The sequence below is a fragment of the Acidovorax sp. 62 genome (genome assembly GCF_002754495.1).
In the GTDB taxonomy this organism is placed as follows: domain Bacteria; phylum Pseudomonadota; class Gammaproteobacteria; order Burkholderiales; family Burkholderiaceae_C; genus Acidovorax.
In genome coordinates this window covers 2,938,368-2,953,179 of sequence record NZ_PEFJ01000001.1, presented here as the reverse complement: position 1 = coordinate 2,953,179, position 14,812 = coordinate 2,938,368, and the positions used below count along the sequence as shown (strand labels likewise).

Below are 14,812 nucleotides of genomic sequence, written 5' to 3'. Positions count from 1 at the left end.
AATATGTAGCAAATTGGGTGGCGCTGCCCATTCAGGAGGCCAGCGCATGCAGCTCGCTGCGCATGGTACGCAACTGGGCGTTGATTTCGACCTTGCGGTTGAACTGCTTTTCTTGGGCCAGCTGGGTTTCCAGCCTGGCCGCCGCAACCTGTTTGGCTTGCAGTTGCGCCAGCCGGTCCAGCTGGTCGCGCAAAGTCTCGCCAGCGCGGGCGGGCACCGCCAGGTGCTGGCGCAGCAGCTGTTCGTACAGGCCTTGCAGGTCCAGCGCAAGGGGCAAGCCGTGGCGCGGCAGGTCGTCCGGCTGCCACGGCGCGGCATGGTAGTCGTCCAGCACCCATTGCGTGACGGCGTGGCCGGGTGGGGGGTGGGCGGCTTCGCTGGGGCGCTTGTAGGCGGCAATCGGCTGGCTGCGGCCACCGTGCCGCAGCACAAACAGGATGGGGAAGGGGATGGCCTTGTCGATGCACCGCAGCACGGCGTGGCTGACATCCGGCCGCTTCAACGCAATTTCAAATACCTCGATTTCGGGCACTTCAGGCGTGGCGGGCAGGTTGATGCTTTCTGGGGCCAGCTTGTAGGCCCAGGTGATGCTCTCGACCTGCTGCGCAAACAGCTTTCGCAAGGCAGGGGTGGGTTTGGCGTGCGCATAGATTTTGGCCTTGGCCACGGGCCGGAGCACGGTGGCTTTTGCGGGCCAGGCGCAAAGTGCACGTGCGCGCGCGGTGGTTGGCGAGGGCGTGGGCAGGCAAGTCGGCTCGGTCATGCAGGCTGCACCACCAGGAAGCTGACCAGCTCGAAGTCGTCCAGCCCGGCCACGTCGTGCACCAAGGCACTGGTCTTGCCCGGCGAGAAAAGGCTGTCCACGTCCTGCTCGTGCTGGCGCTCGATCATGGTGTGGATGGCCTGGTCCAGCAGCGACGAATACACCGCCATGTCGCGGCCATCGTTGGTGGCTGCGTTGAAGGGCTCAAATACGGCGGGCACAGGGTCACTGCGGCCTTTGCAGGCATTGCGGGCCAGGTCCAGCAGGGTCTTGACCTCGGTGTGGTCGGCAATGAGGGTGCCGTCCATGCCGATGTACACTAGGTAGTAGGGGTGCAGGCGGTTTTTTTGCCGTACCACCGCACCCGAAGCACTATTGAGCTGGCGGTTGCGCAACGTGAAGATCACGCCAGGATGCAAGCCTTTTTCTGCATCGGAGGGAACCACGGCATGCAAGCCGTTGGGAAGGCGAGACAGGTCACCATGGGCCTTGACGTAGTTCAGCAGGTCCATGCGGAAGTCGTTGAGCCCCAGGTCGGTGATGGACACGCCGGTTTTGAGGTCTTCCATTTCGATGACCTCTTCTTGCAAGCGGCGCAATTGCTCTTTGCGGTAGGCCACGTCGTTGGACTGTGCGGACAACACGTTGTCATCGCCTGTGGCCGTAACGTCGGCAATCATCATGCGGCTCTCCACCCGCTCTTTGAGGCGGATGTATTCGTCCAGGCTGATGTCGGGCCAGTAGTTGACCAGCTGGATGCGCGCGTTGGGCGAGCCAATGCGGTCTACCCGGCCAAAGCGCTGGATGATGCGCACGGGGTTCCAGTGGATGTCGTAGTTGATGACGGTGTCGCAGTCCTGCAGGTTCTGGCCTTCGGAGATGCAGTCCGTGGCGATCAGCACGTCAATCTCGCCGGGCTCGTGGGGCAGGGTCAGTGCTTTGTCTTTGGCGCGCGGCGCAAAGAGGGTGAGCAGGGTCTGAAAGTCGATGCCTTGGCGCGGGTTGGCGGCCAGCCGCAGTGTGGTTTTGGGCTCGGTGGTGCCCGTCACCTTGCCCACATGAATGCCGTGGCCCTGGAGCAGGCTGGCCGCCAGGTTGTCGTACAGGTAGTTGGCGGTGTCTGCAAATGCGGTAAATATCAGCAGCTTGCGGTTGCCTGGGTTGATGGGGTTGGCGAGCTTTTTATCGATCTCGCCTTTGAGGTGTTGCAGCTTGGCGTCGTCAGCCGGGGTGATCTTTTCCATCTCGGCCAGCAGGCCGTCAATCACGCCCAGGTCGGTACTCAGGTCATGCTCCCAGGATGGCAGGTCCATGTCGGCCAGATCAATTTTGACCTTGCCTCCGGTGGTGCTCTCGCCTGTGTCGTCAAAGTCGGGCAGTTCTTCGTCGTCGAAATCAGCGTCCTCAAAAACCGATGCCTGATCGGTGAACGGCTTTGCCTGGCCCGTTTGCTTGAATGCGGCTATCTGGGCCAGCGCTTTCTGGTGATTGCTTTGCAGACTCTGCAAGGTGAGCAGGAAGGAGGCGACTGAACTTTCAAGGCGTTTGAGCAGGTTGACGGTCATCAACGCCTGCAAGCTCTTTTCTCGGTCCGCCTGTTTGAACCAACCGGCACCGCTAGGAACCTCGGTGTCGTACATGTCTTCGTACTTCTTTTTGCGGCTCTTCAAAATGTAGCCCACAGGCGCGTATACGGCCAGCTTCAGGAGCGAGAGCTGGTTGAAGATGTCGTTGAAGCCAATGACATCGGGGCGCTGGGTCAATGGGCATTGGAAAGACTTCGGCGTAAGGCGTTCTGGAAAGTTGCCGATGTCTTTGGTGTCGTAGAACGTCTCGATATGCTTGCGGGACCGGGCAATGGTGACGCTGTCCAGCAGCTCGAAAAAGTCAAAGTCCAAGGCGCTCAAGATAGCGTCGGCCGTGCGTTCTTCGGGCGGCAGCTTGGTCCAGTTGTTGAATGCGGCCTGTGCCCGGCGAAAGATCTCTTCCACGTCTTTCTCGGTGTGCAGCTTGTCGCCCAGTTGCAAGGAGTTGCCCTCGTAAGCCAGCGCCAACTGGTTGCGCAAGTCGTTGAAGCGGTTGTTGACGGGGGTGGCGGACAGCATCAGCACCTTGGTCTTCACGCCTTGCCGGATGACGGAGTCCATCAGCTTTTGGTATCGCGTCTCTTTGTCTTTGTAGGCGTCGTTGTTGCGGAAGTTGTGCGATTCGTCGATCACCACCAGGTTGTAGTTGCCCCAGTTCACCCGGTTCAAGGGCGTGCCGAAGGATTCGCCGCTGGTGCGTTGTAAATCGGTGTGGCAAAGAACGTCGTAGTTGAAGCGGTCTGTGGCGAATATGTTGGTGGTGAGGTTGCGGTTGTAGGTTAGCCAGTTGTCGGCCAGCTTCTTGGGGCACAGCACCAGCACTGAACGGTTGCGCAGTTCGTAGTACTTGATGACGGCCAGCGCCGTGAAGGTCTTCCCCAAGCCCACGCTGTCGGCCAAGATGCAGCCGTTGTAGGTTTCAAGCTTGTTGATGATGCCCGTTGCCGCATCACGCTGAAAGTTGAATAACCGCTGCCACACCTGCGTGTCCAGGTAGCCTGTGCGGTCGTCGGGCAGTACATCTTCATTGATGTCTTCGAGGAACTCATTGAAGATGTTGTAGAGCATCAGGAAGTAGATGCGCTCGGGCGAGTTCTCTTGGTACACCGATGCAATGTGCTCGCACACCAAGTTGGTGACGTCGTTCAGCTTGGCTGGGTCGGCCCAGATCTGATTGAACAAGTTCAGGAACATGCCCGTGTTGGCGGGCTCGTTGAACTTGTTAACGATGTTGGATACGGCGTTGCCGGGTTGGTAGCCGAGATCCACTGCGGTAAACCCATGCAATGGCATGTAGACAGCATTGGGCGCGTCTTCTGTTGTGGCCGCCTGCACCGCTGCAAACTGCTGCATAGGAGCGTTGCCGCTGTTGGTGCGGAATTGGGCCTTGCGGCGCATCCAGTCCGCGCATTCCCGCGCGATGGCGCGTTGGGCCAGTTTGTTTTTAAGCTGGACCTCAAACTCCGTGCCGTAGAAGCTGCGCTCGGTTTTCGCTTCGGAAGGAGGTTTGGGGATATGGAACTCGCGCCGCTCCTTTTTGGCGGCATCCGTTACTTCGTCGGGCATGAAGGCTGCAGAGGTGAAGATGAACTCGAAAGAATCAACAGATTCCAGCTCAGTCTTCAAGGCTTCATACGCGTAGATGGAAAAGCAGGAGGCCGCGATTTTGATCTTTGCGCCGGGGCGGATGGACTGCTTGATATCGTCGCCCAACAGGTCGTTGATGTTGTCGATAAGTTTCATGCTTTTCCCTGCGCTCCTTGGTCTTATCTTAACGAGCGCGAATCTGATTCCAGCCATAAAAAATGGCAGATGGCACCGACTATGCAAAGCATCCATTGGGCGTAGTAATACCTGCGCCAGGGAAAACGGACGTGCCCGGTATGCCGCTTACCTTGACCACAATCAATTTGCGGCGCCACAGTACACCGCGTTTTCTCTCGGTTATCCCGCCACACCTACCATCTTGCTTTTCGCTCACCAAGGCCCTCTCATGACCACCACCCTCAAGATCGATTTCGTGTCCGATGTCTCCTGCCCCTGGTGCATCATTGGCCTCAAGGCGCTGGAGCAAGCGGCCGAGCGGCTGCAGGGCCAGGTGGCGCTGGATTTGCACTTTCAGCCGTTTGAGCTGAACCCGCAGATGGGCCCCGAGGGCCAGGACATTGGTGAGCACTTGCAGGAAAAGTACGGCGCCACGCCCGAGCAAAGCCAGAAGAACCGTGACGCTATCGCCGCGCGCGGGGCCGAGCTGGGCTTCACCTTTCGCATGGACAAGCGCAGCCGCATCTACAACACCTTTGACGCCCACCGCCTGCTGCACTGGGCCGAAGAACAGGGCTTGCAGAGTGCGCTGAAGAAGGCGCTGTTCCAGGCCTACTTCACCGACGGCCAGAGCCCTGGCGACCACGAGGTGCTGGTGCGTGTGGCGAGCGATGTGGGGCTGGATGCGGCCCAGGCGCGTGAGGTGCTGGCATCGGGCCGCTATGCCGACGAGGTGCGCGAGCGCGAGCAGTTCTATCTGCAAAACGGCATCCACTCGGTGCCCGCCATCATCGTCAACGAGCGCCACCTGATCCAGGGCGGCCAGCCGGTGGAGGTGTTTGAGCAGGCGCTGCGGCAGATTGCTGCAGAGGCCTGAGTGGTTGTCAAAAATGATAGCTGCTAGCGCTTGCAGATAAAGCGCTAGAGGGTATTTTGATGTTGAATGGAAAACGCCCCGCAGCGATGGCCGCTGCGGGGCGTTTGTGGTGAGGCGGGTGGCTTACTTGCGCACAGGAATGGCCGTGGCCCGGTCCACTGGTACGGCGGTCAGGCTGTTTTGCGGCGAGCCGTCGATGAGCTTTTCGGAATACGTCAGGTACACCAGCGTGTTGCGCGGGGCATCCACCATGCGCACGATGCGCAGGCGCTTGAACAAGATGGACATGCGTTCGCTGAACACTTCTTCTTGTTTCTTGAGCGGCTCGGGGATGCTGATGGGCCCCACCTGGCGGCAGGCGATGGACGCCTCGGCACGGTCTTCTGCCAGGCCCAATGTGCCCTTGATGCCGCCGATGCGCGCCCGCGAAACGTAGCAGGTCACGCCCTGCACGCCGGGGTCGTCATAGGCCTCCACGATGATGTCGTGGTCGCGGCCGATCCACTGGAAGGCGGTATCCACCGTGCCAATCTTCTCGCCCGATGCGGCCAGGGCCACCCCCGGCACGGCGGCTCCCAGCAGGGCCAGGGCCGCCAGCGTGTGGCATGCCATGCGGCGGGCGGACGTGGGCGCCATCATGCGGCAGGCCCGGCTTCGGTGCAGCGCTGCGCCAGATGGGCCAGCGCTTCCTCCACCTGGTCCACCAGCACCAGGCACAGGTCGCCCGGTTGCAGGCGGGCCAGTGCAAAGTCAATGGCCACAAACTCGCCCCGGATTTCTTCGACATGCTTGGTGCGGCTGGCGCCCGCCAAGCCTTCGCGCAGCAGCGCCATCACCTCGCCGTCGCCTCGGCCGCGCTGGGCCGCGTCCTGGTACAGGATCACTTCGTCAAAGGCGGCGCCCAGGATCACGGTTTGTGCGCGGATGTCCTCATCGCGGCGGTCACCCGCCCCGCTGATGACGACGCTGCGGCGGTTGCCGGGCAGGGCGTCCACAGCCTGCACCAGGGCGCGCATGGCGTCGGGGTTGTGGCCGTAGTCGGCAATCACGGTGGCGCCGTGGTAGTCCATCACGTTGAAGCGGCCCGGGGCGTTGTCGCTGTCGTTCACAAAGCCCGACAGGCCGCGCCGAATGGTCTGCCAGGGCACGCCCGCAGCCCAGGCCGCAGCCACGGAAGCCATGACGTTCTCGACCTGGAAGCCAATGCGGCCGTTGCGCGTGATGGGGACATCACGCAGGTGGATGGACTCGCGCCAGGAGCCTTCGGACGCCACGACCGAGTCACCGTCCACATACACGGTGCGGTGGCCTTGCGCGCGGTGCGTGGCCATCACGGGGTGGTGGCGGTCCAGCGCAAAGTAGATCACCTTGCCGGGGCAGGCCGATGCCATGGCCGCCACGATGGGGTCGGTGGCGTTGAGCACGGCATAGCCCGTGGGGGCCACGTTCTGCACGATCACGCGCTTGAGCACCGCCAGGTCTTCCACCGTTGTGATGTAGTTCATGCCCAGGTGGTCGCCTTCGCCAATGTTGGTCACCACGGCCACCTGGCAGCGGTCAAAGCCCAGGCCTTCGCGCAGGATGCCGCCACGGGCGGTCTCGAACACGGCGGCGTCCACCTCGGGGTGCAGCAGCACGTTGCGGGCGCTCTTGGGGCCGCTGCAGTCGCCGCTGTCGATCTGGCGGCCGTTCACGTACACGCCGTCGGTGTTGGTCATGCCCACGCGCAGGCCCTGTGCCGTGAACAGGTGCGCAATCAGGCGTGCGGTGGTGGTCTTGCCGTTGGTGCCGGTCACGGCCACGGTGGGAATGCGGCCGTCGTCGCCATGGGCGTAGAGGCGGTCCACCATGGCCTGGCCCACGTTGCGGGGTTTGCCGTAGCTGGGGGCCAGGTGCATGCGCAGGCCGGGGGCGGCGTTCACTTCCACAAAGCCGCCGCCTTGCTCTTCCAGCGGGCGCAGCACGGTCTCGGCCACCATGTCCACGCCGCAAATGTGCAGGCCCACCATCTGGGCTGCTGCAATGGCGCGGGCCGCCACGTCGGGGTGCACGTCGTCGGTCACATCGGTGGCGGTGCCGCCGGTGGACAGGTTGGCGTTGTTGCGCAGGATGACGCGCTGGCCCTTGGCGGGCACCGAGTCGGGGGTCAGGTCTTGCATGGCCAGGCGGGCCACGGCAATGTCATCCAGGCGGATCTTGGTGAGCGAGGTGGCATGGCCCTCGCCACGGCGTGGGTCCTGGTTCACCACTTCGACCAATTGGCGCACCGTGTGCTGGCCGTCACCCAGCACCTGGGGCGGCTCGCGGCGTGCGGCGGCCACCAGTTGGTCGCCCACCACCAGCAGGCGGAAGTCGTGGCCGGGCAAAAAGCGCTCGACCATCACGGTGCCGTAGTCGGCGGCGTTTTTGTAGGCTTCTTCCAGCTGGGCGCGGTCGGTGATGTTCACCGTCACACCCTTGCCCTGGTTGCCGTCTTGCGGTTTGACCACCACGGGCAGGCCGACCTTGAGGGCCACTTCCCAGGCTTCTTCCACGGTTTCGACGGGTTTGCCCAGAGGCACGGGCACGCCCGCAGCGTGCAGCAGGCGCTTGGTCAGGTCTTTGTCCTGGCCAATGGATTCGGCCACGGCGCTGGTCGAATCGACCTCGGCGGCCTGGATGCGGCGCTGCTTGGAACCCCAGCCAAACTGCACCAGACTGCCGCGCGTGAGCCGGCGGTAGGGAATGCCACGGGCCACGGCGGCTTCGACGATGGAGCCCGTGCTGGGGCCCAGGCGCTCGTCTTCGTCCAGCTCGCGCAGGTCGGCCACGGCCTTTTCGGCGTCAAAGCTGCCGTTGCCCAGCGCTGCCTGGATGAGTTGTTGTGCGTCTTCAAACGCCTTGCGGCCCACGGCTTCTTCGCTGTATTCGACGACCACCTGGTACACGCCCACATCGGTGGTGGCGGTGGTGCGGGCGAACGTCACAGGGCAACCGGCCTGCGCCTGCAAGGCCAGGGCCGCGGTTTGCAGCACATGCGCCAGCGAGATGTCGCTGTCGCCGCCTTCGGGGTGCAGTACCCCGATGGCTGGGAACAGGGCGCGCAGGCGTGCTTCAAAACCGGCGATCTTGCCAATGGCGCGTTCGGTCTCGCTGCAGGTCACCACGGCCTCAATGGCCATGTGGCGGCTCCAGAGATTGGGGCCGCGCAGGGCCCGGGTGCGGGTTACGTCCATGAATTTCTCTCTCTATGTTCCGTCAGTGTGCGGTGCTGTGCGCTGTGCACTCTGGTGTCATCGCGTGCAACAAGAAGGGGGTGTCTGCCAAGGTGGCTCTGTGCGGCTCAGTGGGTGCCCAGGGTCGTCACAGACGCGGGGCGGGGACTCACCGGGGCTTGCAGCTCGGGCTCGAAGGTCTTGATGCCAGCGCCGATCAAGTCGGGGGCAATGTCCAGCGCCCAGGCTGCGCCAATGGCGGCCAGCAAGGCGTCGGTGTTGGGCACCACGGCGTTGCGGCCAAAGGTCAACTCGCCCAGGGTGCCCAGCACATGTTCAGCGCTGCCCGTGGCCAGCACCACACGGCCGTTCTTTACCAGCACGGCGCGGCCGTTGTCCTTGGCGCGGTGTTCCACGATGGCAGGCAAATCGGGGTTCTGCGCATACAGCACCACGGCGCCGTCGCACAGCGGGGCGAGGGCTGCCACCTGGTCGATGGCGGCGTTGAGCACGGCGGCGCCGTCGTCCAGCACCACATCCACCTGGGTGCGCAGCACCTTGGTCATCTGGTCTTGCTCGTGCACATCGAATTCGGCCAGCGCGCCCAGGCCGTCCATGTCGGTCACCACACCCACCTTGCAGCGGTCGTAGGCCAGGCCATCGCGCAAGATGGTACGGGCATCGCTTTCGATCACAGCGGCTTGCACCATCTGGTTCATCAGCAGGCGGTGGGCAGCTTCCCAGTGGGCGCTGTCGGCAGATTCCACACGGCGGCGGTCCAGGAACAGGCCATCGCGGCACGCCAGGCCGGTGTGGTGGCCACCCAGGTGCAGCAGCCATGCCACCACGCGGGCAATGGTGGCGGTTTCGCGGGTACCCGCGACGCCCACCACGGGGATGCGGCCTGCCGTGCCTTCCTGGTGCTCTTCGGAAGGGAACAGGTGCTCTGCAATCGCCTGCCCCACGGGGCGGGGGGCGCCCACGGCGGGCTTCAGGTGCATCAGCAGGCCAGGGCCTGCGTTCACTTCCACAATCGCGCCACCCTGGGTGTGCAGGGGCTTGGAGATGTCCTTGGCCACCATGTCGATACCGGCAATATCGAGGCCCACCACCTTGGCGGCGAGCTGGGCAATGTAGGCGACCTCGGGGTGCACGTCATCGGTGCAGTCCACCGCCACGTTGCCGTTGCGCTGCACCACCACCTGGCGGCCTGCTGCGGGTACGGAGTCGGCGTCCAAGTCCTGGCGCTTGAGTTCAAGCAGCACTTTGGTGTCGGTGGCCAGATCGATGATTTCGAGCGGGTACTCTTCCTCGTAGCCCCGGCGTGGGTCGGAGTTGAGCTGAGTGTCGATGAGTTCCTTGACGGTGGAGCGGCCATTGCCGGTGATGCTGACCACCTCGCCCCGTGCCGCCGCCACGACCTTGCCACCCACCACCAGGATGCGGTGCTCGTCGCCAGGGATGAAGCTTTCCACCATCACATCGCTGCCCTCGGGGTAAGCCACGTGGTAGGCCGCTTCGATGTCTTCTTTCTTGCGCAGGTCCAGCGTCACGCCCCGGCCATGGTTGCCGTCAGACGGTTTGACGACCACGGGCAGGCCGATGTCTTGGGCGGCTTCCCAGGCTTCTTCGGGGCTGTTGACCACCTGGCCTTCCGGAATCGGAACGCCGCAAGCCTTGAGCAGGCTCTTGGTGAGGTCTTTGTCACTGGCGATGCCTTCGGCGATGGCGCTGGTGCGCTCGGTCTCGGCCGTCCAGATGCGGCGCTGGCTGGCGCCGTAACCCAGTTGCACCAGGTTGCCGTCGTTCAGGCGGATGTGGGGGATGCCCCTGTCGGTGGCGGCGGTGACGATGCAAGCCGTGCTGGGGCCAAGGTACTGGTCGTCTACCTCGGTGCGCACGCGGGCCACGGCGGCTTGCACATCAAAGGGTTCGTCGTTGATGGCGGCCATGATGAGTGCATGGCCCTGGGCCAGCGCCACACGCGCCACGCTCTCGTCGCGGGCACGGAAGACCATGCGGTACACGCCGCGCACTGAGGTGCTGCGGGTTTGGCCAAAGCCGGTGGGCATGCCCGCCAGGTTCAGCAGTTCAATGACGATGTGTTCGAGCACGTGGCCGCACCAGGTGCCTTCTTGCAGGCGCTGCAAAAAGCCGCCGCGCTCGCCCACGCCACAGTGGTGCTCGATCAGGGCGGGCAGCCAGGCGGTCAGGCGTTCGTTGAAACCAGGCAGTGCGTTGGAGGGATGGTCTTCCAGAACCCCGAGGTCCAGCCAGACTTCCAGCACGGGGCGGTAGGTCCAGATATTGGGGCCACGCAGGTAGTTGATGCGAAGCAGTTGGATGTCGTCGATTTTTGCCATGGATCGGAGCGGTTCAGAGACACCGGACGGGCCGGACAGGGTTGCAATTGTGCGCCCGGTTGGGCTGGAAATTGGCGGGAAGAGGAGATGTAAGTGTCAGCTTTCGTAGGAGGGCCGTGTTTCGGTCAAAATTCCCGCATCTGCACAGGCTGCAGTTTTGGACTGTGGACTGCTGAAAAACAAAGAATATGCAACATCACCATTCTGTAGACGCCTCGGGTGTCTTTTCTGGCCCTTTGGGGGCCGATTTGCGGGCCATGCTCGCGCCCCAAGAAAACGTGTTGGCTACGTTACAGGTTGACCTGAGCGTGGATTTGCGCTTTGCCAAGGGCTGGGTGGTCGTGACCGCCAACCGCCTGATGGCTTGCGATGCGGGCTCCACCACCTGGCAAACCTGGGCTGTGGGAGAGGGGCTGTCGCTGAAGATGCAAGACCACGGTGGTGTGGGCACGCTGGAGCTGCACAGCCCCGAAAAGCGCCTGGCGTTCTGGCGATTCACCCTGGGCAACCACCCGCAGGCGCTACGCCTGGTGCAGCGGTTTGAGCAGCAACGGGCGTATGCGGCGGACCCGGCGAGCGCCGCACAAGAGGCCGACGACCCCGCCTGCCCCATCTGCCACACCCCGCTGCCGCCCGACACCGAAGAGTGCCCGGCCTGCGCACGCGCCCAACCCCCGCAAACGTCCACCTGGGTGCTGCTGCGCCTGTGGCGCTTTGCGCGGCCCTACCGCAAGCAATTGGCAGCAGGCTTTGCGCTGACGATGGCGTCCACGGCTGCGACCTTGGTGCCGCCGTACCTCACCATCCCGCTGATGGACGACATTCTGATTCCCTACCAAAACGGTCAGAAAATCGACCCTACGTTGGTGATGGTGTACCTGGGCGGGCTGCTGCTGGCGGCGCTGGCGGCCTGGGGCTTGTCTTGGGCGCGCACCTACATCCTGGCGCTGGTGTCTGAGCGCATTGGCGCTGACCTGCGCACCACCACGTACGAGCACCTGCTGCGCCTGTCGCTCGACTACTTTGGCGGCAAACGCACAGGGGACCTGATGGCCCGGATCGGTTCGGAGACGGACCGCATCAACGTGTTCCTGTCGCTGCATGCGCTGGATTTCGTGACCGACGTGCTCATGATTTGCATGACGGCGGCCATCCTGTTCTCCATCAACCCCTGGCTGGCGCTGGTCACGTTGGTGCCGCTGCCGTTCATTGGCTGGATGATCCACACCGTGCGCGACCGCCTGCGCACCGGCTTTGAGAAGATTGACCGCGTGTGGTCTGAAGTGACCAATGTGCTGGCCGACACCATTCCCGGCATCCGCGTGGTGAAGGCCTTTGCGCAAGAAAAGCGCGAAGCCCAGCGTTTTCGCGATGCCAACCAGCACAACCTGGAAGTCAACGACAAGCTCAACAAGACTTGGAGTCTTTTCACCCCTACCGTTTCGCTGCTCACTGAAATCGGCTTGCTGGTGGTGTGGGCGTTCGGCATCTGGCTGGTGTCGCACAACCAGATCACGGTGGGTGTGCTCACCGCGTTCATTGCCTACATTGGGCGCTTCTATGGTCGGCTGGATTCGATGAGCCGCATCGTGTCCGTGACGCAAAAGGCTGCCGCGGGCGCCAAGCGTATTTTTGACATCCTGGACCACGTCAGCAACGTGCCCGACCCGGCCCAGCCCGTGAAGGTGGACAAGGTAGAGGGCTCCATCACCATGCAGGGCGTGGGTTTTCGCTACGGCAGCCGTGCCGTTATCAAGGGGCTGGACCTGGAAATCCGCGCGGGCGAAATGATCGGCCTGGTGGGCCACAGCGGCTCGGGCAAGAGCACCCTGGTCAATCTGATCAACCGCTTCTACGACGTGAGCGATGGCTCCATCCAGGTCGATGGCATCGATATCCGCCGTTTTGCGGTGGCGGACTACCGCCGCCACATCGGCCTGGTGTTGCAGGAGCCGTTCCTGTTCTTTGGCACCATCGCCGAGAACATTGCCTACGGTAAGCCCCACGCCACGCGCGAAGAAATCGTGGCGGCTGCGCGTGCTGCCCATGCCCATGAATTCATCCTGCGCCTGCCGCATGGCTACGACTCGCTGGTGGGTGAGCGCGGCCAGGGCCTGTCAGGCGGTGAGCGCCAGCGCATCTCGATTGCCCGTGCGCTGCTGATCGACCCCCGCATCCTGATCCTGGACGAAGCCACCTCGGCCGTGGACACGGAAACCGAGAAGGAAATCCAGAAGGCGCTCGACAACCTGGTGCAAGGCCGCACCACCATTGCCATTGCCCACCGCCTGTCCACCCTGCGCAAGGCGGACCGCCTGGTGGTGATGGACCGTGGCGAGGTGGTGGAAGTGGGCCCGCACGACGAGCTGATGGAAAAGCAGGGCGCTTACTGGCGCCTGTATGAAGCCCAGGCCCGCCGAGCCGAAGAGGACGCCCAGGCCGCTGGCGTGATCATTGACAGCAGCTTGCTGCACCCCGCCCACCCTGCGGGCAACCCTTGAGACAGAAGAAGAACCATGACTGCCCAGACCACTTCCCCTGTCTCCTCATCCACCGGTTTCTCGGGGCAATTGCACCGCAACCCCCATGGCCGCTTGGTGCTCACCCTGCCTGATGGCACCGCACATGAGGGTGTGGTGCCCGTGCGCGCGTTCCCCATTGCTGCGCCCCATGAAGGCTTGTCCCTGGTGGGCGCAGATGGGCATGAGCTGCAATGGATCGATCGACTGGACACCTTGCCAGCCCCCCAGCGCCAATTGCTTGAAGAAGAGTTGGCAGTGCGGGAGTTTGTGCCTACTATCGAAAAAATCATTGCAGTGTCTAGCTTCTCAACCCCAAGCACCTGGGATGTGCAGACCGACCGAGGTGCCGCCCGGTTGGTGCTCAAGGCCGAAGAAGACATTCGCCGCCTGGCGGGCCGTACCCGGCTTTTGATTGCGGCGGGCGAGGGGGGGCAGTTCAAGGTGCCCGACACCACGGCGCTGGACAAGCATTCGCGCAAGTTGCTGGAGCGCTTTTTGTAAGCGGCGATGGTCTGGGTGGCGGGTAGTTTCTAGGGGTAAACCCTAGATTTGGTCCAATTGGCAAAAAAGGCCTTAATTTGCCCTTCTTTTTGCCGAAATGAAGTACGAAGAAGGTGGCAGAGCCACCGCATGTTTTCACTTCACCACGGGCCACTGCCATGCAAATGCCACCTGTCGACCGATCGCCGAGTTGGCGTCCTCAGGGCGCTGATTTGTATTCCACTGGCGCCTCCGGCGCCCCTGCGGTGCGTCCCATCAACGCACCCAATCCCGTCGAGTCTGCGGACCGACTGGGCGAGGGGGCGACCGTGCGAGAGCCTGACAAGCCGTCTGCCACCGACACCCAGAACCGTGACTGGACCGAAGTCAAGAAGAAGGAAACGGTGGAGGAACCGCCTGAGCCGCCCAAAGAGCCCATCTACAAGCAACTGCTGGAGCTGATCCAGTCGATGTGGCGCGCCAGCGGTAGCGCCGTGGAGGTGGCGCAGGACATCAACAAGATGACCCAGCAAGAGCGGCTGGCCCAGCAAGTCAAGCAAGAAGAGTTGACTTACTCCGACCCCAAGATCAAGCGCACGGCCGGGCTCTGACCGAGGCCTGGGGCTCTGCCGGGCCCGTGTTTTATTCCGCCTTGGCGCCTGCGCTGACGTTTTCAGCGGGCGCGGCTTGTTCCGGTGCCTGATTGTGCGAAGGCTGGGCCGCCTGGGCGGCTTTCTGGCGATCGCGCTCTGCACGGTATTTGGCGGCAAAGGCGCGCACTTCCTCGTATGAAACGTAGTTGTCGTGGTCGGTGTCGGCCTCGTCAAACGCTGCCGAAAGGCGGGGGAACAGCTTGACCTCGGTGCGGCTGAGTTTGCCGTCGCCATTGAAATCCAACATCTTGAACTCGCGCATGGCCTTTTGCTCGCCCTTGCTGGGGGCTGCGTTGGCAGTGCTGGTTTCTGTTGGGGCGGGGGCTGGGCTTTGGGCCAGCGCCAGGCTGCACGCCAGGGCGGTGCCGCAGGCCAGCAGGGTTTTCAGAAAAGACATGGGCGCGCTCCTGGGTGGTTCGGGGGATGGCTGCGGGCCGGCGGGCGTCATCAGGGCCCTGCAGACCCAGACCCCATCGCTGCTCCCGTTGGGTCGTCAGGGCAGCTTGGGACTTGGCAACGCATTTGCAAGCGTGTGAGTCCGCTGGCTCACCAAAGGTTGCAGTTCTTCACCGCCGTTTACCGTGACGGCATAGGTGCCCGCATCGCCAGG

Annotated in this window: 10 protein-coding genes; 4 read left to right on the top strand and 6 right to left on the bottom strand. The window is 63.1% G+C overall.

Annotated elements, in window-relative coordinates:
- Positions 1-31: 31 nt before the first annotated feature.
- Entirely contained in the window at positions 32-763 is a 732-nt protein-coding gene (locus tag CLU86_RS13250) for a DUF4391 domain-containing protein (RefSeq protein ID WP_099741921.1), read from the bottom strand.
- Positions 760-4,092, bottom strand: a complete 3,333-nt coding sequence (locus CLU86_RS13245) for a helicase-related protein (RefSeq protein ID WP_099741920.1) — start codon at positions 4,090-4,092, stop codon at positions 760-762. The genes CLU86_RS13250 and CLU86_RS13245 overlap by 4 nt, the downstream gene beginning before the upstream one ends.
- 250 nt (positions 4,093-4,342) lie before the next feature.
- Here CLU86_RS13245 and CLU86_RS13240 point away from each other — a divergent pair, with 250 nt between their 5' ends.
- Positions 4,343-4,990 (top strand): DsbA family oxidoreductase, encoded by a 648-nt coding sequence (locus CLU86_RS13240; protein WP_099741919.1) that lies wholly within the window; start codon positions 4,343-4,345, stop codon positions 4,988-4,990.
- 123 nt (positions 4,991-5,113) lie between these two features.
- Here CLU86_RS13240 and CLU86_RS13235 read toward each other — a convergent pair whose 3' ends face one another.
- From CLU86_RS13235 to cphA (CLU86_RS13225), 3 genes are all read right to left on the bottom strand, one after another.
- On the bottom strand, positions 5,114-5,602 hold the full coding sequence (locus CLU86_RS13235; protein ID WP_099658777.1) for a CreA family protein: 489 nt from the start codon (positions 5,600-5,602) through the stop codon (positions 5,114-5,116).
- A gap of 23 nt (positions 5,603-5,625) precedes the next feature.
- Positions 5,626-8,205: a cyanophycin synthetase gene (gene cphA, locus CLU86_RS13230; RefSeq protein WP_099741918.1), complete on the bottom strand. Its 2,580-nt coding sequence runs from the start codon at positions 8,203-8,205 to the stop codon at positions 5,626-5,628.
- A gap of 107 nt (positions 8,206-8,312) precedes the next feature.
- Positions 8,313-10,547: a cyanophycin synthetase gene (gene cphA / locus CLU86_RS13225; RefSeq protein WP_099741917.1), complete on the bottom strand. Its 2,235-nt coding sequence runs from the start codon at positions 10,545-10,547 to the stop codon at positions 8,313-8,315.
- 188 nt (positions 10,548-10,735) lie between these two features.
- Here cphA (CLU86_RS13225) and CLU86_RS13220 point away from each other — a divergent pair, with 188 nt between their 5' ends.
- The 3 genes from CLU86_RS13220 (at position 10,736) to CLU86_RS13210 (ending at position 14,160) form a co-directional block, all read left to right on the top strand.
- Positions 10,736-13,048 (top strand): ABC transporter ATP-binding protein, encoded by a 2,313-nt coding sequence (locus CLU86_RS13220; protein WP_099656498.1) that lies wholly within the window; start codon positions 10,736-10,738, stop codon positions 13,046-13,048.
- A gap of 15 nt (positions 13,049-13,063) precedes the next feature.
- Complete coding sequence (locus CLU86_RS13215) at positions 13,064-13,570, top strand: DUF1854 domain-containing protein (RefSeq protein ID WP_099656497.1); 507 nt, start codon at positions 13,064-13,066, stop codon at positions 13,568-13,570.
- A gap of 158 nt (positions 13,571-13,728) precedes the next feature.
- Positions 13,729-14,160 carry a hypothetical protein gene (locus CLU86_RS13210; protein ID WP_099656496.1) on the top strand — a complete coding sequence of 144 codons (432 nt, stop codon included), beginning with the start codon at positions 13,729-13,731 and terminating at the stop codon, positions 14,158-14,160.
- Positions 14,161-14,191: 31 nt separating this feature from the next.
- Here CLU86_RS13210 and CLU86_RS13205 read toward each other — a convergent pair whose 3' ends face one another.
- Positions 14,192-14,599, bottom strand: coding sequence for an EF-hand domain-containing protein (locus CLU86_RS13205; RefSeq protein WP_099741916.1), 408 nt, complete (start codon positions 14,597-14,599; stop codon positions 14,192-14,194).
- Positions 14,600-14,812 lie beyond the last annotated feature (213 nt).